Source organism: Paenibacillus sp. AGC31 (assembly GCF_057334655.1).
Map to the genome: position 1 here is coordinate 1 of NZ_JBHFJH010000042.1, position 25607 is coordinate 25607.

20 protein-coding genes, 1 rRNA gene and 1 riboswitch are annotated in these 25607 nt (G+C 47.5%); of the genes, 8 read left to right on the forward strand and 13 right to left on the reverse strand.

The features are described from left to right. The 8 genes from ACE04G_RS25455 to ACE04G_RS25490 all read right to left on the reverse strand — a co-directional run. Window positions 1-489: ribosomal RNA gene (locus ACE04G_RS25455) — 16S ribosomal RNA — on the reverse strand; the annotation flags it as partial. 771 nt (window positions 490-1260) lie between these two features. Further along, window positions 1261-2637: an NCS2 family permease gene (locus tag ACE04G_RS25460; protein ID WP_047841443.1), complete on the reverse strand. Its 1377-nt coding sequence runs from the start codon at window positions 2635-2637 to the stop codon at window positions 1261-1263. A gap of 171 nt (window positions 2638-2808) precedes the next feature. Continuing rightward, a riboswitch (purine riboswitch) is annotated at window positions 2809-2908 on the reverse strand. Between the two features lie 402 nt (window positions 2909-3310). After that, complete coding sequence (locus ACE04G_RS25465) at window positions 3311-3565, reverse strand: hypothetical protein (RefSeq protein WP_339306781.1); 255 nt, start codon at window positions 3563-3565, stop codon at window positions 3311-3313. A 238-nt stretch (window positions 3566-3803) separates the two neighbouring features. Next, window positions 3804-5342 carry a glutamine-hydrolyzing GMP synthase gene (gene guaA, locus ACE04G_RS25470; protein WP_221825786.1) on the reverse strand — a complete coding sequence of 513 codons (1539 nt, stop codon included), beginning with the start codon at window positions 5340-5342 and terminating at the stop codon, window positions 3804-3806. 380 nt (window positions 5343-5722) lie between these two features. Further along, entirely contained in the window at window positions 5723-8086 is a 2364-nt protein-coding gene (locus ACE04G_RS25475) for a DUF4129 domain-containing transglutaminase family protein (protein ID WP_339306778.1), read from the reverse strand. After that, window positions 8073-9338, reverse strand: coding sequence for a DUF58 domain-containing protein (locus tag ACE04G_RS25480; RefSeq protein ID WP_339306776.1), 1266 nt, complete (start codon window positions 9336-9338; stop codon window positions 8073-8075). Before ACE04G_RS25480 ends, ACE04G_RS25475 begins: the two co-directional genes overlap by 14 nt. Next, complete coding sequence (locus ACE04G_RS25485) at window positions 9335-10324, reverse strand: AAA family ATPase (RefSeq protein WP_339306774.1); 990 nt, start codon at window positions 10322-10324, stop codon at window positions 9335-9337. Before ACE04G_RS25485 ends, ACE04G_RS25480 begins: the two co-directional genes overlap by 4 nt. A gap of 103 nt (window positions 10325-10427) precedes the next feature. Continuing rightward, window positions 10428-11729: a polysaccharide deacetylase family protein gene (locus ACE04G_RS25490; RefSeq protein ID WP_339306773.1), complete on the reverse strand. Its 1302-nt coding sequence runs from the start codon at window positions 11727-11729 to the stop codon at window positions 10428-10430. A 240-nt stretch (window positions 11730-11969) separates the two neighbouring features. Here ACE04G_RS25490 and ACE04G_RS25495 point away from each other — a divergent pair, with 240 nt between their 5' ends. The 6 genes from ACE04G_RS25495 (at window position 11970) to ACE04G_RS25520 (ending at window position 18062) form a co-directional block, all read left to right on the forward strand. Then, window positions 11970-12614: a DedA family protein gene (locus ACE04G_RS25495; protein ID WP_221825775.1), complete on the forward strand. Its 645-nt coding sequence runs from the start codon at window positions 11970-11972 to the stop codon at window positions 12612-12614. A 169-nt stretch (window positions 12615-12783) separates the two neighbouring features. Beyond that, a complete protein-coding gene (locus tag ACE04G_RS25500; RefSeq protein WP_221825790.1) occupies window positions 12784-14298 on the forward strand; it encodes a spore germination protein in 1515 nt (504 codons plus the stop codon). A gap of 20 nt (window positions 14299-14318) precedes the next feature. Then, a complete protein-coding gene (locus ACE04G_RS25505; RefSeq protein ID WP_449005421.1) occupies window positions 14319-15521 on the forward strand; it encodes a Ger(x)C family spore germination protein in 1203 nt (400 codons plus the stop codon). Between the two features lie 7 nt (window positions 15522-15528). Continuing rightward, window positions 15529-15765 carry a hypothetical protein gene (locus tag ACE04G_RS25510; protein WP_221825770.1) on the forward strand — a complete coding sequence of 79 codons (237 nt, stop codon included), beginning with the start codon at window positions 15529-15531 and terminating at the stop codon, window positions 15763-15765. A gap of 20 nt (window positions 15766-15785) precedes the next feature. After that, the gene (locus ACE04G_RS25515; RefSeq protein WP_221825767.1) at window positions 15786-16910 is read left to right on the forward strand and encodes a GerAB/ArcD/ProY family transporter; all 1125 of its coding nucleotides are present in this window, start codon (window positions 15786-15788) and stop codon (window positions 16908-16910) included. A gap of 48 nt (window positions 16911-16958) precedes the next feature. Further along, complete coding sequence (locus ACE04G_RS25520) at window positions 16959-18062, forward strand: GerAB/ArcD/ProY family transporter (protein WP_449005422.1); 1104 nt, start codon at window positions 16959-16961, stop codon at window positions 18060-18062. Window positions 18063-18155: 93 nt separating this feature from the next. Here the strand turns inward: ACE04G_RS25520 and bcp are convergent, their stop codons facing one another. From bcp to ACE04G_RS25540, 4 genes are read right to left on the reverse strand one after another with little or no spacing between them, the layout of a single operon-like run. Beyond that, entirely contained in the window at window positions 18156-18620 is a 465-nt protein-coding gene (gene bcp, locus ACE04G_RS25525; RefSeq protein ID WP_221825765.1) for a thioredoxin-dependent thiol peroxidase, read from the reverse strand. A gap of 45 nt (window positions 18621-18665) precedes the next feature. After that, on the reverse strand, window positions 18666-19451 hold the full coding sequence (locus ACE04G_RS25530) for an ABC transporter permease (protein WP_221825763.1): 786 nt from the start codon (window positions 19449-19451) through the stop codon (window positions 18666-18668). A 5-nt stretch (window positions 19452-19456) separates the two neighbouring features. Further along, complete coding sequence (locus ACE04G_RS25535; protein ID WP_036614077.1) at window positions 19457-20251, reverse strand: ABC transporter permease; 795 nt, start codon at window positions 20249-20251, stop codon at window positions 19457-19459. A 1-nt stretch (window position 20252) separates the two neighbouring features. After that, window positions 20253-21299: an ABC transporter ATP-binding protein gene (locus tag ACE04G_RS25540; protein ID WP_449005423.1), complete on the reverse strand. Its 1047-nt coding sequence runs from the start codon at window positions 21297-21299 to the stop codon at window positions 20253-20255. 215 nt (window positions 21300-21514) lie between these two features. Here ACE04G_RS25540 and ACE04G_RS25545 point away from each other — a divergent pair, with 215 nt between their 5' ends. Continuing rightward, the gene (locus ACE04G_RS25545) at window positions 21515-22558 is read left to right on the forward strand and encodes an LCP family protein (RefSeq protein ID WP_124118727.1); all 1044 of its coding nucleotides are present in this window, start codon (window positions 21515-21517) and stop codon (window positions 22556-22558) included. 131 nt (window positions 22559-22689) lie between these two features. Next, complete coding sequence (locus ACE04G_RS25550) at window positions 22690-24009, forward strand: glutamate-1-semialdehyde 2,1-aminomutase (protein WP_221825761.1); 1320 nt, start codon at window positions 22690-22692, stop codon at window positions 24007-24009. Window positions 24010-24146: 137 nt separating this feature from the next. Here ACE04G_RS25550 and ACE04G_RS25555 read toward each other — a convergent pair whose 3' ends face one another. Continuing rightward, window positions 24147-25541 (reverse strand): aminotransferase-like domain-containing protein, encoded by a 1395-nt coding sequence (locus tag ACE04G_RS25555; RefSeq protein ID WP_339306767.1) that lies wholly within the window; start codon window positions 25539-25541, stop codon window positions 24147-24149. Between the last annotated feature and the right edge of the window lie 66 nt (window positions 25542-25607).

The following is a 25607-nucleotide window of genomic DNA, read 5'->3' on the forward strand; positions in this document are numbered from 1 at the left end:
CCTTGAGAGCAGTTACTCTCCCAAGCGTTCTTCCCTGGCAACAGAGCTTTACGATCCGAAAACCTTCATCACTCACGCGGCATTGCTCCGTCAGGCTTTCGCCCATTGCGGAAGATTCCCTACTGCTGCCTCCCGTAGGAGTCTGGGCCGTGTCTCAGTCCCAGTGTGGCCGATCACCCTCTCAGGTCGGCTACGCATCGTCGCCTTGGTGAGCCGTTACCCCACCAACTAGCTAATGCGCCGCAGGCCCATCCCCAAGTGACAGATTGCTCCGTCTTTCCAGTTTCCTTCAGGCGAAGAAAACAATTATTCGGTATTAGCTACCGTTTCCGGTAGTTGTCCCAAACTTGAGGGCAGGTTGCCTACGTGTTACTCACCCGTCCGCCGCTAAGTATCAAGGAAGCAAGCTTCCTTGATACTCCGCTCGACTTGCATGTATTAGGCATGCCGCCAGCGTTCGTCCTGAGCCAGGATCAAACTCTCCAATAAAGTATTGAAAAGAGCGATAAGCTCATTTTGAATCTGACGAGATTAAAAATCTCATTTGTGCTCCAGCTGATTCAAGCCAAGGCTTGTCTCCAACTTTCGCGTTCATTCTGCAAGCAGAATGTTTACTCACTCGTTGTTCAGTTTTCAAAGATCAAACTTGTTTCGTTACCGAATGTCGTTCTCTTCAGCAACTCTTATATAATATCATGTCCGAACCAACTTTGCAAGCTTTTTTTTTAAGTTTCTTTCGAAGCTTATTTCAATCGCTTGCCGCACCGTGTATCTCGTGTTTTTTTGGCCGGAAATAGAATATACCATGTACAGTTATGGAACGCAAGTCTTTTTTCGATAAACATTTAATTCTTATAAAATGAGTACCCTGTAGACCTTTTAACAAGTATCGCCTTATAGTCTGCTGAATGATACATCTGCGCACTACCTTTAATGAACCGGAGTAATTAACTTACATAAGCAAAAGGTTTCCCGTATGAACCCTAATCCAAGTATAGAGATACTCATGTTGTATACAGTACAGACTCAACACGCTATAGAACTTATAAACCGAGATTTCATCGGATAAACAACCAACAGATCATAGAACATTATACTCATTCCTTCTATATAGAAGGAAAACATTTTTGAAATTCATTTTGCTCAAGAAAGGAAAACAAAAAAAAGCGAAAGCACCGGGTTTGAATCCCGTGGCTTCCGCTTCTTTCATTTTATAAGATAAAAACTTATCTCCGTACTCTTCATAAAACTAAATTAAGTTTACTCCCCGCCAATAAATACGTATCGGCAGACTACAATGAGCGCCAAGATCCACATAAGCCAGTGAATTTTCACTTTACGCTCTGTAACCAAGTTGCTGAATACCGCCAGAATCACATAAGATACGATACCTGCCGAGATTCCGTTCGCGATTCCACCTGTGAAAGGCATCAATACAATCGTAAGGAACGCAGGGAAAGCTTGCAGGAAATCATCCCACTCAATGCTGCGCACTTGACTCATCATAAGCACACCCACGATGATCAATGCCGGAGCCGTCGCAGCGGATGGAACAACAAGCGCAAGCGGTGCGATAAACAGGGCCAAAATGAAGAGCAAACCTGTCGTTACCGAAGTCAGTCCTGTACGTCCACCTGCCTCAACACCTGAAGCACTTTCAACGTATGCTGTAATGGTACTTGTACCCAATGCAGCACCTGCGCTGACACCAACTGCATCGACGAGCATCGCTTTACCGATGGTCTTCTCGCCTTTTTTCTTATCCTTCATAATCCCCATACGTGTTGCAGTACCTACCATCGTACCAAACGTGTCGAACAATTCAACGAAGGTAAAGATGAAGATGATCTCGAACAATCCGAGACTGATCGCACCTTTCAAATCCAGCTGTCCAACCGCCAGATCACTGAAATTAGGCAACCAGCTTGCGCCTGAAAGACCACTCAGATTCGTAACTCCCATCGGAATACCAATCAGCGTTGTTGCTACGATCCCGATCAGCAGAGCGCCTTTGACACGCATAACCATCAGAATAGCAATAAGGAGCAAACCAATCAGGGCCAGCAACGCATCGTGATGTGTTACAAAGTTGCCCAATGACAAGTTAAAACTGCTACCCGGAATCGGCTGACTCAGATCTGCGTCTGGTGCAACATTAACTGTTACAGCCACGAGATTAGCAAGCTTGAAACCAATAATGGTAATAAAGAGACCGATACCCACCGTAATGGCCATTTTGATTGACTGCGGAACTGCAACAAGCAGCATTTGACGAATCTTTGTCACGGTCAAAATAATGAACACGATACCGGAAAGGAACACCGCTCCGAGAGCTGCTTGCCAAGTAATCGCTCCATTCGAACTTAGAACGACAGTCATGAAGTACGCATTCAGCCCCATACCTGGTGCAAGTGCGATCGGAATATTCACGAACAATCCCATAATAATAGTCATTAATCCGGCGCCGACGGCTGTCGCAAAGAATACTGCATTATCCGACATCCCCGCACCGGCTTGTCCCAAGAACAACGTATTTACAAAAAGAATGTAAGCCATTGTCATAAACGTAGTGAGACCCGCAACAATCTCCGTTCTAACGTTTGTTCCGTTTTCTTTTAATTTAAAGAAACGATCCATAATTACTAACTCCCCCTTAGAGATGTTGAAGCCATATTGAAAAACGACAAATGACCCTGATGAAGATTCTTCACCCAGGGTTCAGCTGACAAGGAGTGGCATGATGCCTTTACTAAGAACAAAAAAAATTCTAATGTGCGTGATGTCCCCGCAATCATGTAGAATTCATGTGCTTAGCCTTCTCCTCTTCGTAGCCAGATCATTAGGGTGATCTCGTAGAGACTCCCGGGCCAATCCCCAGGATTATACGAATAAGTATGCGCTATTTGTTTGTTTCCCATCACTATTTTAGGAGGGCAGTATGTTTTTGTCAATGAGAAAAACGAATATTAATCTCGCCCTTGTATAATATCGTTCGTATTATTTAACAGATTGAACCAGTTCAGCGGTTTACAACCCAATTGAATACGCTTTTTTCGGTGTAATCTCAATGGGATATGTCCATTCTTTCAGACTGAAAGTTCCGCAGGATAACATAATAAGCTAGCCTGATCAAAGGGCGAGAAGCGCTCTAATCCGGCTAGCTTATGTTTCTGATGCGTTTTAGCAATCAGGTGAATGATGATCTAGGAATTACGATGTCTCGTATTACGAAGAGTAAAACTCATTAGGTATATGGAGCAATTTGCGACATGTTCCAGAGCATTTTTTTACCGGATCAGTCCTATGTTAACTATATCTCTGTCTGCGGAGCATCACCCTGTAGCTCTTGTTGTTCCTGATTCGTGTTTGTTGTTAAGTCAGAGGATAACTCCTGATTTCTGGTCTGATCGGAAGAAGCATCCGCTGCCTCTAAGTTCACAAATGGTAATTCTCCCGAACCGGAGGCAAGGTCTTGCATTTCTGAACCGTATCCTGCCAGCATCACCATCAGAAACGCACTTCCAATGCCCATTTTCCATTTGCTCATATAGTCGGTTTTACGCATACATTCAATCTCCTTTCAGTAGCCATATAGCTCTTAGTATATACCTATTGTACAGGCCCGACCTGAAAGGATCATGAAGTGAACTTTAAAATGGGATGAAATTCGAGAGTTTATTACTAGGAAAACAGTCCCCTGATAAAAGTTTAATCATAATATATGCAATAAAAAACTCCCTTCTATCTGCGATAGGCCGCAGATAAAAGAGAGCTTTTTAAAAAATATTGTTTGGGTGTATACCCTACTCCCACTCGATCGTTGCAGGTGGTTTGGAAGTTACGTCATAGACGATACGGTTTACATTATCAACTTCGTTAACGATCCGTACGGAGATTTTCTCCAGCACATCCCAAGGGATACGTGCCCAGTCCGCAGTCATACCGTCGATGGACGTTACGGCACGAATACCTACAGTGTAGGAATACGTACGCGCATCACCCATAACGCCAACACTCTTCATGTTCGGCAGGGCTGTGAAGTACTGCCAGATTTCGCGGTCGAGACCGGCTTTGGCAATCTCTTCACGCAGAATGTAGTCTGAATCACGAACAATTTTAAGTTTCTCTTCGGTAACCTCACCAAGAACACGGATCGCAAGACCCGGGCCTGGGAAAGGCTGACGCCATACGATAGCTTCAGGCAGACCGCACTCTTCGCCGACTTTACGCACTTCGTCTTTGAACAGAGCACTCAGTGGCTCAATCAGTTTGAAGTTCATGTCCTCAGGCAGACCGCCCACGTTGTGGTGGGATTTGATGGTCTGTGCAGTTGCTGTACCACTTTCCACGATATCTGTGTACAGTGTACCTTGCGCCAGGAATTCAAAATCATCAAATTGCTTGGATTCTTCATCAAATACGTAAATAAACTCGTTACCGATGATTTTACGTTTTTGTTCCGGATCATCGACGCCTACCAGTTTGGACAGGAAGCGTTCCTGTGCATCAATTTTGACAACTTTCATGTCGAATTTGCCGACAAATGTCTCCATTACACTTTCTGCTTCGCCTTTGCGCAGCAGACCATGGTCGATAAACATACATGTCAGTTGGTCGCCAATGGCTTTGTGTAGCAGTGCAGCAACAACAGAAGAATCCACGCCACCGCTCAGTGCACACAGAACTTTACCGTCGCCCACTTTTTCACGAATATCTTTGATCGTATCTTCAATGAATGTCTCCATGCTCCAGTTGCCTTCGCAACCACAGATTTCGAACAGGAAGTTACGAATCATATCGTTACCACGAACAGAGTGACGTACTTCCGGGTGGAACTGAACAGCATATAATTTGCGCTCGTCGTTACTCATTGCAGCGATTGGCGCACTTTCCGTGCCTGCATCCAGTTTGAAACCCGGAGGGAGTGTAACCACGTGGTCACCGTGACTCATCCATACTGTGTGCTCACCGTCGATACCTTGTGCAAGAGCAGCACCTGCTGCGAACTCGATGTCGGCTTTACCGTACTCACGCTTCTCGGAGCGTTCTACTTTACCTTCAAGCTGCTGGGCCATAAGTTGCATCCCGTAACAGATTCCGAAGATGGGAAGTCCAAGATCATAGATAGCCGGGTCCACATGTGGTGCATTTTCTGCGTACACACTGGATGGTCCGCCAGAGAAAATGATTCCTCGTGGTGACATTTCTGCGATCTTCTCTGCCGGTGTGTTATACGGCAAAAGCTCGCTGTATACGCCGAGATCCCGAATTCTTCTGGCGATTAACTGGTTGTATTGGCCCCCAAAGTCAAGGACAACCACAATTTCATTTGGTTTATTCATTACCGTGCCTCCCTCAATTCAATGAAACTAATTATACGCAACGACAAAACATACCGTCAAGGAAAGGCGAAACTCCTTTTTTCGACATATCAAAACAGGATTACCAATTGCCTCTAAATATGAATTTTCGATTAGAAAAGCTTGGCAGCAAGATGCTGGTTCAAGTGTATGATCGTGGAAAGACGCCTCGTTCGCAGCGAAGCGCGAAAGGCGTCTTATGTATGGCATGCAGCGATGAACCAAACGCTGCATTTAAATAACAATGCGCCAGCCAATGGCGATCTTCATCTGCCCACAAGTGGCCAAGCTCTATTGGAAAGCGATAGCGATTGTATGGCAGCTGCTTCGCATCTTTGGTGTAACGTTGTAACATCCTTGTGTTACAACGCCTGCAGCCGCCGGGCCAGACGAAGTGCCCGGCGCAGGAAGTCCAGACTGTCCGCGCGCAGCGGACGGTCTGGGCCGTACAGCAGCCGTTCCCAGTCGGCTGCAAACCGCGCGATGTCCGCGCCGTCCGCGCCTGCGGCCAAAGCCGGTGACGCTGCATATTCACGCAGCGTCATCCCCGGCGGCCGCGGGCCGTACCGGCGCGCGAGCGCGGACCAGACCGGAGCGGCGGCGCGCAGCAGCCGCTCGCGGTCTGGAAAGCTGCTGCGTGGCCACGCCAGCAGCAGCCCTAACCGCAGCGCGGGGCGTAGCCGCCGCATGCGGACCAGAGCAGCGGCGCCCAGCAGGGCCGCTGCCACAAGGGCTGCCGCGAGCCATGGCTCCGCGGCAATGGCCCGTGCGCGGGCGAGCAGCCATGCGCCCGCGTTAGCCAATCCGCCGCTCATATACGGCGGAGTCTCCGCGCCAGGCTGCGGCCCGGCGAGTGCTGCAGCATCTTCGCCCGCGCCTTGCGCCATGGTGAAGCCAGGCGTGGCCTCAAACGGCATCCAGCCTGCACCCGGAAAATACACCTCTACCCAGGAATGTGCATCTCCCTGTGAAATCACATACTGACTGGGCACATCCGGGTCAGCAACTCCGGGGCCAAAGCCTTTAACCCAGCGTGCGGGGATACCTTCCGAACGAAGTAACACAATCATAGCTGTGGAGAAATGATTGCAATACCCCTGCCGGGTGACGAATAGAAAATCGTCCACAAAATCTGTTCCCCGCGGTGGCATACGGGTATCCAACGTATACTCGGCATGAGCAGCCAGATAAGTCTTTACAGCTTGCACAGCGTCATACCGGGTCTCACTGCCTTGAATGATTTCCTTGGCGAGCGTCTGCACTCGACCGGGGAGTGATGTAGGCAATTGCAGATAGTCCCTCCGAATGGCTGCCGGATCTTTCCCTTTATTCGTTTCCCCAAGCAGACGTAACTGTTCAGGTGTTGCGACAGGAACCATGACGTCTGCCGAATAATTTTTAACTATCTTATCGTCCCCTGAGCTCGCGAGCCACAATGTTGCCGAATTGCGATTAGACAGCAAAGAAAACATGTTTTCCTGATTATCCTTGTTCTTATCCTGGAACGATACGTTGACCGGTATGCCCCCGGTAAAGAGTGGATTTGGCCCTTTCCACTCTCGCTGCATCGTAACGGTTTGGCGAATGCGATTCCAATAGGTTGGATTCTCCCAACCATCAGCACGCAGCATTCCGGATGGACTTGCTGTTTCAAAGCTTTGACCCGGATCACTCCAAGTACTACCGTTATAATATGAACGGGTCTCCCCTCGCCAATACGTCACTTTTGGACTCTTCGCTATAAAAAAGATGGAATTCCCCTGCACCAACGGTGCTCCCATAGGCGCGTCAGCTGTGCTATATCCCGTGACTGCCGTTGCAGCAGGGATACTACTGTGCTGTGTATAACCTGCCCATCGAGCTATACGTTCACCCATCTGTTCCAGAGATATGCGTTCCGGTTGAGGAATGGAAGCAAACTGGCCAGGTAACGCGGAGAGAAGCACCATAGCTGCGGAAACAACGATAGTTACTGCACTCCAACGGCCATAGGGGCTGCCGTGATAACTCGGAGTCGTGACTCCTCCATTGAGACGTAGTAGCTGAAGCAGAGCCTGAATAAGAAAAGTCCATAGGACAGACCGTATTACAGAAGCATACACATCCAGCCCCGCAAAGGATTCAAGCAGAAGCAAATAGAGCAGCGTCGCACTGCCAAACAGCATAACGCTTCGACGTAACAATACGAGGGATTGCACAGAAGCCATGAGCATGCTCCAGCCGCACATCATGAACAAACCTCTCGTTTCTGTACTAATCGAGTGGAATCGCCATTTATTTATAAAAGTGTCCATATCCGCTGAAAATATTCCCGGATAAGCAGCCGCCCAACGAACAGGATCACTTCCTCCGTACATCAGACATAAAGCAGCGAGTGCAATGAATAATCGGATCAGTACCCCAGTGATCCATCCTGTACGAATTAGCCCTACGAGCAACAATGCTCCCGTTAATCCCGCCATTACGGACAAGAACCGTTCACTGCCCTGCTGATCTGATGATGTAACAGGATATATCCACTCCAGAGACAGTATAAGTAAAATGGCCGAAATAAAAATTTTGTACAGGACAGGTACGCTAACATATCCCTCATCCTTTATATCCGTCACAGAATTCTGGTTCACAGCTTTATATACAGAATAGGCCGATTCTATTCTCGTACGGGCCGTTGACTCTAAGTCGGCCACAGTGGAATTTGGTTGCTGGTTACGATTACGCTCCCACATCCGTTACCTCCACCTTTCCCAATGAAGATAACGCAACGTCTGTAACCGCGTGGATCGGCACCCCGCTGTGACGAAGCCGCTCCAAACTTAAGCTGTCATATCCCAATCCATTCATCAATCTATCCGTTGATCCTAATTGGTCCTGATTCGCTTCAGTCAATTGCACCTCGACACGATAACCCGACCCGATTGCAGTTATGATCCATTCGGCCAGAACCGGATCCATCTTGCCTGTGAGAACCACAATTCGCGACCCGCTCGCCAGTCCATCCAGCATCTCCGTTCGAAGCGAAACAGAGGTTGATTGTGCTTTGGATATTCGCGCTCCCGCTAACTTGTCCAGTCCATGATTCTCATCATCTGCATGGAACGGCCCATGTTGCCATTGATCTTGTGCATCATAACTCTTATCGCCGCCTTCCATCCACAGATGATAAGGAATGTCATCCTGCTCAGCGGTATGAATCCAGCGGGCAGCTGTACGAACCACTCGTTCAAAAGCAGGTGCATCCATGTTCTCCCGCTGTTTTACGTCATAACCCGACGCGCCTTCATACACAAGGATGCCGAGTGAAGCTAGATCCGTGGTATCAGGCAGAAAGGTCTGAAGTTTTCCCGTTTTGGCTGTACTTTTCCAATGAACTCGTCCCAGTGGGTCACCCTGCTGATATTCACGAAACTCAGGGCTACGGTTTCCCTGACTATTTCTTCGCTCCGAAAAAGTCCCTTCGATCATCGCTGCGAATTCTACCGAATCACCCTTCCCCCAAGCCGTTGCTTGAGGAACAACGATCAGGGGGGTACCTCCTGCGATCTCTGCGGAGAGGGTATTCCAGCCAAACATATCCCCCCAGTACAATCTGCCCGTATCCCATCTGTAGACTCCTCTGCGTAACCCAGAACATTCATATTGATAGGAAAATTGTCGCCGTGTTCCCGGGAAAATCAATTTGCGATGAACACCTGCAGGTGTGTTCTCACACAGAACGATCCATAACAATGGAATACGGCAATTGAATTCCAGTTCGACCAGAACCCGTACATGCTCGCCTGCCTCAATCCGGTTCGTGTGTATTTTCCGACGGATGTGAATACGCCGTGGTCTGAACCAATGGAGAAGCAGACCTCCTGTGAACATCAAGAAAGTTATAACGGATAGAAACAACGCCACTTTGCCCCCATGCCACTGATACAAGGAAGCAAAAGCCACCACCAAGACAGCACTCACAATCCGTTGTCCCAGCGCAGTCATTGTCTCCGTCCCCTTCCCTGTGATGCCATTTGTACAGGTACCGGAACCGATGACAATGCTTCTTCAATGACTTGTACTTGCCCCCAAACCTCCGCTCTGTTCTGGGGCTTCAATTGAATACGATGGGAAAGGACAGGCACAGCCACCTCTTTCACATCATCCGGTATGACATAACTGCGTCCCTGAAGGTAGGCAAATGACTGCGCAGCAGCCATCCAGGCCAGTGTTCCGCGAGGACTGATGCCCAGTCTTACCGCCGGAAGGCTGCGAGAAGCCACAGCAACGGCCACCAGATACTGTTTGACAACAGGATCAACATGTACCTGTTTGACTTCACGCTGCATGGCTACAACCTCTTCAGCAAGCAGGACAGGACGAAGTTCTTCAAGTACTTCCCTGCTTTGCATGCGGGTTAACAATTCCAGTTCCTGCTCTGGATCTGGATACCCCAGTCCAATCCTCATGATAAATCGATCCAGTTGTGCTTCAGGCAGACGGTACGTACCCTCGAATTGCAACGGATTCTGTGTCGCCAGCAGAAAGAAGGGGCGTGGCAAGGCGTAGGTTGTGCCATCGACCGTAATACGTCGTTCCTCCATTGCCTCCAGAAGGGCAGACTGAGTGCGGGGTGAGGCTCGATTTATTTCATCGGCCAGGACGATGTTGGACATGACAGGTCCGGGCCGAAACTTGAATTCAGCTGTATGCGGTTGATAGATTGAGGTGCCCGTAACATCTGCCGGCATGACATCAGACGTGAATTGAATCCGGCCCATGGAGCAATCCAGCGCAGAAGCAACAGCACGAACCAGCATCGTTTTCCCCGTACCGGGCACATCTTCCAGAAGCACATGACCTCCACTGAGCATTGCAGTGAGGACATAACGAATCTCTTGTTTTTTGCCAATAATCACACTTTCTACTCGCTTGATGACCCTGTTTAGCAATTCGACTGCGTGTTCATGTTCCATTCGAATATAAGACATTTCTCCTGATCTCCTTCCGTTCATCAGCATTTCTGAGCCATAGTAATCTATGATTCAGTGTTGCCCGGAAGTAGAGAGAATAGTCCTGCAAGAATGACTTTCTTCAGATCATTTTATACATAAATATACTGTTCATCGCCGAAATGGATATGGACGGGCCTGCCTTCACCGTCCACTCTGTTTCATTGCTGTTTAATGCGTGCACCCTTAACCCCATCTGCTCCAGCAATTCACGTAACGGAACCCAGATGGTCCCCCCTTGACTCTGTACTGCCCCCATTTCACTTAACCCTTTCGTTGTTAGTGTTCCGCTCACAGCGTCTGCATGAATCGTTCTTTCCTTCCACACAGCTGTAGCTGTTCTGGACTCAGGGTCCCAGCGAGTGCTGCCCCCGAATTTTTTCATAAAGGTACGCAACGGCACCATGATTCGTTGATCCTCCATACGGAATTCGCCCGACTGTAGGGTAGCCGCAGCCAATCCCACCTCTACCTTCAGCTTCTTGCTCCCAAGCCACAATGTCGCATTCGCTTCTACATGCTCTGTAATCCAGGCCTTTCCTGGCACCTTGCGCCCTTTATACTTATCAGCTGGATGTACACGGAATTGAACCGGCTGATCCGAACCCTTCATGATGTCAAAACGATATCCGTGATCACGATAATATTTGATAATACCCGGGAGTGCTTTCACTGTTTCAGCGTGCGCACCTCCATCATGCATCAGGAGAATGACTGAACGTGCTCCCGCAGGTACTTTGGTCGAATTGCTGAGGATTTCTTTGGCCGGAACTCCTTTGCGCTTGGAATCTCCGCTATCGACGTTCCAGTCCATGACGGTGTACCCGCCCAATTGCAGCAAATCAAAATAACTCTGGTCAAAATGCCCATAGGTACCACCTGGTGCTCGCACCAGATTCGGACGGAAACCGGTTATACGCTCCAGCACTTCCTCTGTCTGCTTAATCTGTTTCCAGAACACTTTAAAATCACTATACAGCTGTTCGTATTGATGATTAAAAGTATGATTGCCCAAAGCATGTCCATCCTCGACAAGTCCCCGGATTAACTCGGGATAACGCTCTGCCTGCTCACCCAGCACAAAAAATGTAGCCAAAACCTTCTCCTTACGCAAAATATCCAATACTTCACGGGTATGGTTACCCGGTCCATCGTCAAAACTCAGATAGACTACCTTGTCTTGAGTATTCTTATCTTCCGAGATTGGATCACCTGAGCCGGAAGCAGAAGATGCATAAGCCGTGCCTGCATATACAGCAAATGCACATAACAATATCGCAATACGCATGAGAATGACATACCATTGTCCAGATAAAAACATATGTATGGTTGTTGCAGAGTTTCCCCCTAATTCCTTGATTCTGAATTCCGGTCTCTGTACCATTTACGAATCGACCTCCACCGTCTCTAGTAATTTGCTGATAGACTTCAGCAGATTTGTTAGAATTATATGGAGACTACATGGAAAAAAGACGCGATTTTGTTTAATATTTTTTCACAATTTGCTATGTAGCCTGATTGATTCTTCGCTTCAGATTAGGTAGCATAATGAACAGGCAGAACACATTAAAACACCTTGGAGAGTATTCTTGCTCCCACCCCGTATTCAGGAGAGTGAAATCTATTGGAATTGCTTGAGAAGATCCAACATCTGTTTGGGTCCTACGGATACAGCGTATTGTTTTTTGGCTTGTTGCTTGAATTCATCGCACTTCCCTTTCCTGGTGAAACAACGATGGCTTACGCAGGGTTTCTCTCCTATAAGGGACATCTTGATTTCGGTATCCTCACCATACTGGCTTTTCTGGGAACGACGATTGGCATGACAATTACTTATTTTATTGGAGCCAAAGCAGGTCTGCCCTTCATAACTCGGTACGGAAAATGGTTTCTGCTGAAACAGGACAAGCTCGATAAAACACAAAAGTGGTTTGCCAAGTATGGGAATGCCTTGATATTCATCGGTTATTTCATTCCGGGGGTAAGACATTTCACCGGATATTTCGCGGGCATAGCCGCGGTTCCTTTTCGCAAATTCGCTCTCTACGCCTATTCAGGCGCGCTGTTCTGGGTTGTGCTATTTCTGGGCATTGGCAAAATATTTGGCCCCCAGTGGAATGCCGTATTCCATCTGGCTCATCAATATGCAGCATATATCGTGGGAGGAATCGGCCTGTTACTTATCGTGGCTGTGCTCTACCGTTACCGCAAAGCATGGGCAGCAAGATCCGTGTCCAAGCCTACCACTGTTCGACAAAGACAAAAGTAAATTCGAACGAACGTCTATCTATAATTTCAAGTAAGGAGCTGCGTGTCATCGCGGCTCCTTTTTTGTGTTATCCAAACGGAAGGAGAACCTTTCATTCTTTTTTGTGATAATCCGAATTCATCCAGGTCATACTAACTTGCAAATATAGGATGTATAAGGAGGATACATGATGAGTGCATCGGTACAGGACGGTCAAGGTCTGAAGAGAATCTCTCCAGATCTGAATGAAAATACAACGTACTGCAAGCAAGTCATGGGACACAGTAATGACTTGATGATTCGTCCTTTGCAATGTTTGCATAAATGGCCTGCCGTCATGCTGTACATTGATGGAATGGTCGATGTACAAATTCTAAATCACTCCATCATGGAATCCTTATTACATAAACGTGATCTTCCAGATTTTTCAGCGGATGCTGAACATCTTAGTTACCTCCAAAATGATGTTCTGATCGCAAGTGATGTCCTGCTCGTCAATGATATGGATGAAGTGCTGAATGCCCTGCTGTCGGGATCAGCCGTACTTCTGCTTGAAGGTTCTGTACGAGGGTTGAAAATCGGTGCAGCCGGTTGGGAAGACCGGTCCATCGGGGAACCAGTCTCTCAGACTGTCGTTCGGGGTCCGATGGAAGGCTTTAATGAGAATCTACGTACCAACACTTCATTAATTCGCAAACGAATCCGAGATCCTCATCTCTGGATCGAAGAAAGAGAGATCGGTCGAGTCACCAAGACTCGCGTTGCAGTGCTCTATCTGGAACATGTCGTGGATCAGGAGATTGTGCAGGAACTAAGGCGAAGACTGGATGAGATTGATATCGATAGCATTCTTGAGGGAGGATACATCGAAGAGCTGGTTCAGGATAAGACAAGGACCATTTTCCCAACAGTATATAATAGCGAACGACCCGATACCGTGTCCGCGGCACTGCTGGAAGGCCGGGTTGCAATCATTGTCGACGGGACACCCTTTGTTTTAGTTGTTCCCGCCTTGTTTGTTCATTTCTTTCAGTCACCTGAGGATTATTATCAGCGAGCTGATATCAGTACACTGATTCGATTGATCCGATATCTGGCTTTTTTTATCGCGTTGCTCTCTCCTTCCTTTTATATTGCCATTACCACTTTCCACCAGGAGATGCTTCCTACCAACCTTCTAATCAGTTTGGCAGCTCAGCGAGAAGGCGTTCCTTTCCCCGCCTTTATTGAAGCCCTGCTGATGGAGCTAACTTATGAAATTTTGCGAGAAGCGGGCATTCGGATACCAAAGACGGTCGGTCAGGCTGTGTCCATTGTGGGTACGCTTGTTATTGGTCAAGCCGCGGTGGATGCTGGAGTTGTATCTGCTGCAATGGTCATCATCGTATCCATCACTGCGATATCCAGTTATGTCATTCCTGAAAATGGGCTCTCCATCTCGGTACGCATGTTGCGGTTCGTTCTGATGATCCTGGCCGCTGCCTTCGGATTTTATGGCATCCTGATTGTATTGTTAATTACCATAACGCATCTTTGCAGCTTGCGTTCTTTCGGGGTACCTTATATGTCTCCTTTTGCACCCTTTATTCAGAAGGATCTCAAAGACACGATCTTTCGTGTACCCTGGTCTCGTATGAAGACTCGTCCACTCTCTACCAGCACAACAAATGAAGTTAGACAATCCACCAAAAAAACGAAGCGGTAATTCGGTAAGGAGCGCACACCATGCATAGATGCTTACGCTTAATATTATCCTGTGTCATTCTGCTTCCTCTCCTTACCGGATGCTGGGATCGGCAGGAATTGAATGAACTTGGCATTATGTTGGGTCTCGGTGTGGACAAAGATGGAGATCTGATCAAAGTAAGTGCTCAGGTCGTTGTTCCGAATGAGGTATCTTCCAAAGCAGGGGGAGGGAAAGGGACACCCGTTACACAGTACGAAGCGTCGGCTACAACCTTGTTTGAAGCCATTCAAAAATTAACGGAGACAAGCCCGCGCAGAATCTTCCTTGCACATATCCGGGTTCTGGTATTTGGTGAAGAATATGCACGTAAAAAGGGAATATATGATGTTATTGAGGCGTTAATGCGCGAGCCTACAGCAAGACCTGATTATTACGTCTTGGTTGCTAAGAATACTACTGCTTCCCAGCTGCTTGACGTACTTACACCTTTAGATAATACTCCAGCTGAAAAAATGTATAATTCTCTCGATATATCTTCTACGACCTGGTCTCCCACTACCACGGTCACCGGGGATGAATTACTGGAGTTCATGATATCGCCTGGCATCCAGCCCGTCATTACAGGTGTAGAGATCCTCGGTCCCAAAGGTCAAAGCGGGAATAAAGAGAATATATCGACCATTCGCTCACCAGCTCGCCTCAATACGACGGGACTGAGCGTGTTCAAGAAAGACAAGCTGATTGGTTGGTTAACGGAGGATGAATCCAAAGGCTACAATTATATCCGTGACAATGTAGAATCAACGGTCAACCATATGCCTTGTCGCAAGCAAGGCAACGTGACGTTTAAGGCCCTCCGTACAACAACGAAAAGAAAGGCAGAAATCGTAAATGATAAGCCCGTAATCCACATCGATGTCAAGAATGTCTCCTCCATCGGTGCAGTTGAATGCGGGATCAAGATTGGTTCGATGAAAGTTCTCAAAGAACTTGAAGCCGATAGTGAAGAACGATTAATTGAACTGATGCAGAACTCTGTCAATGCAGTAAAACGCAAATTCCATGTCGATATATTTGGTTTTGGACAGGAAGTGTACCATGCAGATCCCAAGTTCTTCAAGAAGATAGAAAATGAGTGGGATAAACATTTTGAAGAACTGGACATCAAGTACAAAACCAATGTGCAGATTAAACGTGTCGGTACACTGGATGATTCATTCAGAAACGAATTAAAGGAGTGATTGAAGCGTGCTGATTACACTTGCGGTTATCGTCGTAGCAGCTAGTATTGGCTGGATCGATCTGCCTGGCCTCATTCACCGGAAAGAATGGCGAGAAACAGCTGTATACAGTGGAATGCTTCTCACTGCTACGGTGTTCGGCATTATTGCTTCCAATCTGTGGGAGTTCCCTAGTCCACTCTATATCATCATGTGGATCTATGACCCTGTGAACCATATATTAGCACGACTGACTGGAACTTAGGAGACAAGGGAGGGTATATCATGCTTGAAAAGGGACGGATCGGAACAAGACAATTATCCACCCTTACATTTATGTTGGTGGTTGGAGATATGATGCTGATCTACCCCTCCGTTATTACGTCCTATGCCAAGCAAGATGCCTGGATCTGTGCTCTTATTGGCATTCCACTCGGAATGGCTCTCATGGCCATGATTATGAAATTGGGAAGTATGCATCCGGGAAAGAATCTGGTACAGATTGCCCGAAGTATTTTGGGCTTTTGGCCAGGCACCCTTTTCTCCTGTTTCTACTTATTTTTTTTCATCATTGGTACATCCACATATACCCGGGAAGTCGGGGATTTCATGACTTCCCAGATCTTTCAGTACACTCCTATACGTGTCATCATTCTTATGTTTGTTATTGCTATAGGATGGGGTGTGTACCATGGCCTAGAGACGATCGCAAGAACAAGTGAACTGCTGATACCAATCGTCATTCTTTTCACAATGGCACTCGCCTTCTGTCTACTTCCACAGGTTGAAACCAGTAATCTGAAGCCAGTAACAGACACCGGTGTTGTCTCTATTGCGCAGGGTATTCTGGTGAGTATCATATATCCCGTCGGTGAAACTATCCCCATTTTAATGATCCTTCCCTATGTCGCAAACAGTGCCCACCGCATGCGTGACATTGTCATTTCAGCAGGGCTCGGCAATCTGATCCTTGCCATTCTGGTTACCATATCCATGCTCGTTCTCGGTCCTTTCCTTACCCAACATAATATATACGCTTCGTTTGTCTTGTCTCAAAAGATTAGCATCGGTGGAATCTTTGAACGAATTGAGGTGATCATGGCTTGCTCGTGGTTTATCTCTACCTACTTCAAAGCGGCGATCTACTTATATGCCTTTATTGTTGGATGCGCAGAACTGTTCAAACTTAAGCATTTCAAGATGCTCATTTTACCATCGACATTGCTCGTTTATGGCATGGCCAATCTCGTTGCACCCAGTCTGACGTTTATCATCATCACCATTGTTCCGTACTGGGTGGATTGGGATACCACGCTAGGGATCATTCTTCCCGCTATGCTGATTCTTATCGCGTCAGTGAAATCCCGCAGAAAATCCAATTCGCAATCTCAGCCAACCACAGAAGGTTAACTCTGAAGGGTGCTTTAGACGTCAAACCATGGAAAGGAGCAGAAGGGCATGTTGATGAAGGAAAAACTCACAATTCGGCAGTTCACCTTGCTCACTTTCCTGGTTATGATCGGAGATATGGTTCTGATCTACCCTTCACTTGTTACCGCAGTAGGCAAACAGGACGCATGGTTCTGTTCTCTCGTTGGTCTGCCAATCGGTCTTGGCATCATCTGGGTTCTATATAAACTGCATCGAACATATCCTCAGTTGTCCCTTTTCGAAATATGTAACAAGTTACTTGGGACTTGGGTTGGTTCCGTGCTTTCAGTTGCCTATCTATTCTATTTCGCTATAGGTGCAGCCACATGTGTTCGTGAGGTCGGTGACTTCATGACAACCCAGATCTATCTCAAGACCCCCATTCGGGTCATTATTCTGATGATCATTTGCTCTTTGGCCTGGGGACTTATCCATGGTTTTCGTACGATAGGTTTAAGCTCCGAACTGTTAGCCCCAATCGTTGTGGTCTTTATAGCTTTTCTCTTTCTGGGGCTTCTTCCTCAAGCCAAGACTGCTAATCTTCAGCCTTTCTTTGATATTCCCTGGATACATTTAGCAGACTCTGTCATCCGTGGTGCATTTACTTCCTTTGGTGAACTTATTGTTCTTTCCGTATTTCTCCCCTACGTGAACCCCGGGCCTCATCTCAAACGGGATTTCTTGCTGGCTACCTTCTTTGGGGGATTACTATTAAGCTTGTTATTGCTGCTCTCACTCATGGTGATGGGACCTACACTGACGCAGCACAGTATCTATATCTCATACGCTCTTTCACAAAAGATTAATATAGGTAATTTCTTCGAACGAATCGAAGCATTCATGGCTATCGCCTGGTTAATTTCGACCTATTTCAAAAGTCTGCTGTATCTATTTGCCTTTGTGCTGGGAACAGCACAATTATTTCGTTTAAAGACGTATAAGCCTCTCATCTTGCCTTCTTCCCTGCTGTTATTTGCCCTGGGTGTACTGCTTGCTCCAAATGTTATTTTCTATACGGATACGATCATGCCTGTATGGGTAGACTGGAATATCACCGTCAGCTTCATCATTCCATTGTTCCTCTTGCTGGTATATCGCATTCGTTCATGCAAGCATAAGCAACAGTTATAAAGGGCTGGAAATCCGCATATGCAAAAGGCTGTGTTCACGACAAATTCCGCGAACACAGCCTTTATATTGTTAATTATATGTTGCCGGAGCAGCTTATATGGACTTCAGCGCCTCAAGTGCTGCCTCGATATGTCCTTTGACCCGAACTTTGGACCAGTCCTTGATCAATTTCCCCTCTTCATCAATCAGAAAAGTGGAGCGAACCACCCCCATGTACTCCTTGCCATACATTTTCTTCAGCTGCCATACACCGTATTGCTCGGCTACAACGTGCTCTTCATCCGATAACAAGGTAAACGGCAGTCCATATTTGGCAATAAACTTGTCATGTTGTTTCATCGGATCGGTGCTGATTCCGAGAATGACCGTGTTCAGCCCTTCAAATTCAGCATGTCGATCCCGGAAATCACAAGCCTGTTGTGTACAGGACGAGGTCATATCTTTGGGATAAAAATAAAGCAGCACCCGCTGTCCGCGGTAATCCGAAAGCTTTACCGATTCTCCCGTACTGGACGGAAGCTCAAAATCCGGTGCCAATTCGCCTACTTTTAACGTCATGTCAGTTCCTCCCTAATCTCCCCCATGAATTACTATAGGGCGTTATTATGAACCTGCTCCGCGATACCGCTTCACGCCAAAATTCCACAGAAGCAATCCCATAGAACCAAACACCAATCCCATCACAGGTGTAAGCAGCGCCATGCGATGCATCTCGGACCTTTCCAGGAACAAGGCTGCGGGATAGATCCCCACGAAGGCAAACGGAATGATCCAGGTTAACAGCACCTGAATGGCACGGTTATAGATCGTGACAGGGTAGCGTCCATATCCTTGAATGTTATACATCAACGGCAGGATACCTGTTGGCGCGTCAGAATAAAAGGATAGTGAAGTCAATGTGGTGTAGATTCCGGCATAGATCATGACTGAGCTGAGTGCCAAAATAATTAAGGCAGGGATATGCCACCACTCCAGCATCAGACCCATCTCTGCTCCACTGAAGATCATGATGATCAGGCCGATAAATGAGCCCACGAGTGCAGGCGGATCCACATTTTCAAGCAATATTTGGAACAGATTATGTGCAGGACGTGTCAGGATCCGATCCATCTCACCTTTGACGATGTACCGCTCACTGAATCCCCACAGATTGATAAAACAACTGAAGATGCCATAGGGCACCATAAAATATCCATAAACAAAGAGCACTTCACTCTCACTCCAGCCGCCCAGGTTATCCGTGTGGCGGAAGACCACAAAGATAAAGATCAGGTTGGTTGCCTGGAACAGCAGATCCGATAGGATCTCCACCCAGAAATCGGCGCGGTACGTAAGTCGTGTTTTCATGTAATTTTTCAAATATTCCCAGACCAGACCCATATAGTACATATCTGTTATCCCCCTTGCACGAACAGACGCTTGCGCGCCTTACGCCAGATCAATACCATCGGAAGCAGCAGTACGGCAAACCAGAACACCTGAATACCGAGTACACTCCAGATGGCGGTACCTTCCACTCTTCCAGTGAAGACGGAACCGGGCAGATACGTAATGGCCTGAAAAGGCAATACTTTCATCACTGCGGACATCCAGCCTGGATACAGGCTGATCGGGATGATTAGACCGGAGAACAAATCAACCACGACGCGTTTCATACGCATCATGCCTTCATTGTTTTCCACAAAGAATGCCGCCAGTCCTGTTATCACATTAATCTGGGAATTAATGAGGAAACTGAAGAACAGCATGACGAGAAAGCCAATCCACGCCGATGGCGCCGTAGGCAATTCAACCGGGAACAGCAGAATGGCAATGAGCATTCCCGGAATCATGAGAAGCAGAAAGCGGAAAATACCTTCCCCAAGACCCTGCATCATTTTGACCATAACGTAATTGATCGGTCTGATGAATTGAATTGCAATGGAGCCATCCCGTATATCTGCGGCAATCTCCCGGTCCAGGTTGTTAAAATAAAAGGCACGTGCCATCCAGGATACAGCGATGTAAGTGGTCATCTGCGCTGCCGTGAAGCCGCCGAGTTCACCACTGCTACCGTAAATGGCTTGCCAGGTAAAGTAATACACGCCGATATTCAGCGTATATATCAAAATGCCGGAGTAATAATTCACCCGGTATGCCAGCATCGTTAGAAAACGGATGCGCATAAAATCAATAAATGCACTATTCATCTCAGGATACACCCACCGCTTCTTTCCCTGCTCCCACAATCTCTGGACGCTCGGCGGAACCGGATTGGTAAATACTGCGCACAATCTCATCCGTGTTAATCTCGATAATCTGAATATCGGTAATATCAGCCTGTCCAACGACACGTCCGAGTACATCCGAGACATTCAGTTCCAGCGGAATCCATACAGATGCGGACAATTCATTCTCTACCGTCCAACGGACAGGCAACGCAGCAGTCCATTCCTGCATCTGATTGATGTTGTGAGCTGAACCAAACTTGAAGCGGATCTCGCGCTCCTTACCCCACTGGGACTTGAGATGATCCAGACCTCCATCATAGATAATGTTGCCTGCATCAAGCATGATGACCCGGGAACACAGGGCCTCAATGTCCTGCAAATCATGGGTTGTGAGCAGAATGGTCGTTCCATGCTCCTTGTTCATGTCTTTCAAGAAATCCCGAATTTCCGACTTCACCACAATATCCAAACCAATAGTTGGCTCGTCCAGAAAAACAATACTCGGATTATGCAACAAGGCTGCCACTAACTCGCAGCGCATACGCTGACCAAGACTGAGCTTCCGCACCGGACGACTTAACAAATCCTGAAGCTGCAACCGCTCAACTAGTTCATCCAGCCGTTTACGGAAATCGACCTCTCCAACACGATATACTTTGCGTAATAAATGGAAGGATTCGATCACGCCAATATCCCACCACAATTGACTGCGCTGACCAAAAACAACACCAATATTCTGTACAAACTTCTCCCGTTCCTGATACGGAACATATCCACCAACCGATATTTGCCCTGAAGTAGGCACCAAAATGCCGGTCAACATCTTGATTGTTGTTGATTTACCGGCACCGTTCTCCCCAATATATCCGCATATTTCGCCCTGCGGAATCTGAAATGAAATATCATTTACAGCCAATACCTCTTGGTATTGACGTGCAAACAGGTCCTGGAACGCGCCCTTCAGCCCACCTCGGCTTTTCTGGACGCTAAACGACTTGCGCAAATCTTTGACATCAATCGCCAGCATGATTATACCTCACTTGGATTTTGTTGAAATTGCTTGTAGCCCAAAAAGAAATTATAATGGTATCAGTCAAAATTCAGCAAGCTTTAAAAATAGTCTGGAGCCGCGTCCTGTGCCTGATGACGATGGAGACGTGAGCGGAAAGCTTCGGCTAGATTATAACAGAAACAACTTTGGACTTATTTTATATCTTATCTCAAATACAAAGGAGAGCTAGCATGACCAGAAAGACGAAGAGAACCATCTGGATTTCTCTTGCCGCCTTCGTGTTAATTATTGGAGGAGCAGCGGCATATTATTTCGGTTCTATTCTCAATCAGTTGGACGGTTTGGCAAAAGACGGTGACGAATCACCATTCGCAGGTATCGAAAATGTGGAGAAAGTAAATACTCCTGACCCACCCAAATGGGAAGGCACAGAAACGGTAAATATTCTCGTTATGGGTGTCGATGCACGTGGATTGAAAAAAGGTGAAGTTCCTCGCTCCGACAGCATGATGGTTGTATCGCTCGACCCACTGACCAAAAAAATCAATCTGTTCTCCATTCTGCGTGACACTTACGTCAATATTGACGGGTACGGTAAGGAGCGGATCAACACCGCGATCACCCATGGCCCTAACGCAGCGATGCAAGCTGCAGGCGACCTGCTCGGCATTCCTGTACAGTATTATGTGTATACGGATTTCCAGGGATTCATCAAATTGGTGGATGCCGTTGGCGGCGTGGATTTTGATGTGGAGAAAGACATGCACTATACAAGTAAAGCAGACAATAACGAATACGATATTGATCTCAAAAAAGGCTATCAGCATCTGGATGGCGAGACAGCGCTCATGTACGTTCGTTTCCGCCATGATGCGATGTCGGATTTCGCTCGTTCCGAGCGTCAGCGTGAGTTACTGAAAGCTGTAACAGCGAAAATGCAGTCAACAACTACCATTGCCAAACTGCCTGCCATTCTGGAACAGGTTAATCCTTACGTAGATACAAATCTCACGCTTTCCGATATGTGGAAGCTGGGTGGACTCGGATACCAGAGCAGCATGAACGGCAGTGAGCAGATTCCGCCAATGAACCTGCTGAAAGAAGAACGTACAGCAGGCGGTGCGCAAGTATTGACGGTTACCAATGAAGAGAAACTGAAGCAGCATATTCAGGATATTATTCACCCGCCTGCTACAACGGATGATAGTACGACCAGCACCGAAGATAAAACAGCCAGTGGTGACGATCAGAAGTCAGAGCAACCGGCTCAGTAATCTAAACATGCAGAGGGCAGCCATTACGCTGCCCTCTCGTTGTGCCCGGCTATCAGATTATGAGAAAATTATCATATCTTTCTGTGGTTTATACCTTTATCATATTTTGAATGACGAAAGGAAGTTATCTTATGAATACATCACGTTCCCGTTCCGAACTTCTATACGCAGAAGCACTTGAACATATTGTTGGGGGTGTTAACAGCCCTTCACGCTCGTTCAAAGCCGTTGGTGGCGGTGCACCTGTATTTATGAAAAAAGCCCAAGGGGCCCACTTCTGGGATGTCGATGACAACCGTTATATTGATTATCTGGCCGCTTACGGTCCGATTGTTACAGGACATGCTCACCCGCATATTACACAGGCCATTACGGAAGCAGCAGCAAATGGCGTGCTGTACGGTACCCCAACAGAGCTTGAAATCAAGCTCGCCAAAATGCTGAAGGAAGCCATTCCTTCCATGGATAAAGTTCGTTTTGTAAACTCCGGTACAGAGGCGGTCATGACTACGATTCGGGTCGCTCGTGCCTACACCAAACGCAACAAGATCGTAAAATTCGCCGGATGTTACCATGGTCACTCCGATCTAGTGCTTGTCGCTGCCGGTTCAGGCCCGTCCACGCTCGGAATTCCTGACAGTGCGGGAGTTCCAGCCAGTATTGCACAAGAAGTCATTACTGTGCCCTACAATGATCTGGAAGCCCTGAAAGATGCTTTGGAGCGCTGGGGGGATGATGTTGCCGCGGTCATGGTTGAACCGATCGTGGGTAACTTTGGTATGGTTATGCCGGAGCCTGGCTTCCTGGAAGGCCTCTGTGCCATGACACGTGCTAACGGCTCACTGGTTATCTATGACGAGGTCATTACGGCTTTCCGTTTCCATTACGGTTCTACTCAGACGTATGCCGGACTCGATAACCATGCGGAGATTGAACCCGATCTGACGGCTCTTGGTAAAATTATTGGTGGCGGCCTGCCAATCGGTGCTTACGGCGGACGCAAACATGTTATGGAGCAGGTTGCTCCGCTCGGACCGGCTTATCAGGCGGGCACGATGGCTGGTAACCCTGCATCCATCTCGGCTGGTATCGCATGTCTGGAGGTCCTGCAAGGCGAGGGTGTATACGAAGAGATGGAACGCCTTGCAATCGACCTGACGGCAGGTCTGCAAGCTTCTGCTGACCGTCACGGGATTGCACTGACAATCAACCGGATTCGTGGTGCGTTCTCCACCCATTTCTGTAATCATCCGGTGACGAACTACGATCATGCTCAAGACACGGATGGCGAGCTGTTTGCTTCCTTCTTCCGTCATATGCTTGACCGTGGCATTAACCTGGCTCCATCCAAATATGAGGCCTGGTTCCTGACCACGGCTCATACAGATGAGGATGTTCAGGCTACATTGGAAGCCGCAGAAGCTTCCTTCAAGGCGATGGCTCAGGAATAAATCGGATTATTTCCACCACACTATAGCGTACAAGCTGTAGTGTAGATGGTTAACAATTCATGGAAAAGGCGTCCAACAAGTGATTAACTTGTGTGGACGCCTTTTGTTATATACGGACAACATTCCGATTCTTCAATTTATTTCTGCCTGATCTGAAGTTTCAAAATTTCCTCCCGGATCTTCTGCATCCCTTCCTCGATTCGCTGCTTCGGCACATTGGAGATGTTCAAGCGCAGCATCTGATCCTGATGCACCTGATATGTTCCCTCCGGATAATACCGTTCAGTCGTATCAACGATCACTCCGCGCTTTTGAAGCCGGGACAACAGAACACGAAGCGGCAGATCGCCCGCCAAAGGCAATACGGTATGCTCGCCTCCTGTTCGAGGAGCCTCCATAAATGGAGCAAAGTCTGGATATGTGTCCAGTTGCTCATGCACCGTGTGCATCCGGGCAGCATAGCGGTTACGAATCACTTTCCTGTGATGAGCAAACATTCCGCTGTGGACATAGATCTCCAGAGCAGCTTGAGACAGGACGGATGTGTCGATATCGAGCATTTTTTTGTAAGCACCAAAAGATTGAATTAGAGGTGAAGGCAGAACAGCTACACCAATGCGCAGACCTGGAAACAAAATTTTGGAATAACTCTTCAGATAGATGACCCGGCCTTCGGTATCATAGGACCATAGAGGGTCCTGTTTTGTACTGTCCTCCAGATCGGCCAGATAATCGTCCTCCACCAGATAGACATCGTACCGCTGTGCCAGCCGGATCAGTCTCTTCTTGTCAGCAACAGTCAACGATGTGCCAATCGGATTGTGAAAGCGCGGCATGACATAGAAAAACTTGATATCTCCTTCAGCAAACTGATGTTCAAGCGATGCCCAGTCCAGCCCATCCAGGGCACGTCTCACACCGACAATCGGCACATTCAATCCACTCAGTAGCGAGGGCATATTGTGATAGGTCGGTAGTTCAAGCAGTACTTTTCTCTTGCCATTGGGAAATGGCATCAATGCCAGTACAGCCAGTGCCTGTTGCACACCTGATGTGATGAAGAACTGCTCCGATCTGGCAAATACCTGATAATCTGCAAACTGCTTCTGCAACAGCATGATAAGCGAAGGTAATCCCTGATCTGTGCCATACATAAATAACTCTGCTTGCTTCTTCTCCATCGCCTGATCCACACAATGACGAAAGTCTGCATAAGGGAACACCCTTGGATCGGGAGCCGCTGAAGCAAAGTCCAACGCTCCCTGCCAGTCCATGTCCTGAGCACCTGCCCCATTCTGTACGGCATAATAGCCAGATTGAGGTATGGCATACACCAAATGCCGCTGCTCCAGCCACTCATATGCACGAATTGCTGTGCTTACACTGCATTGATATTGTTCTGCTACAACTCGAACGGCTGGAAGACGGATGCCCTTATCTGCCCACTGGCGACGATCCTGCTGCAGCATCTGTTCCTGTATCCACTGCTTTAATGCTTCGGCAATCACTTTGTATTTTCTCACTGCACCCATCCCTCTCCCACAACTGTACCGCTACAGTTTACCCTTTTATCTATTGTAGCACGATGCACCTGGCAG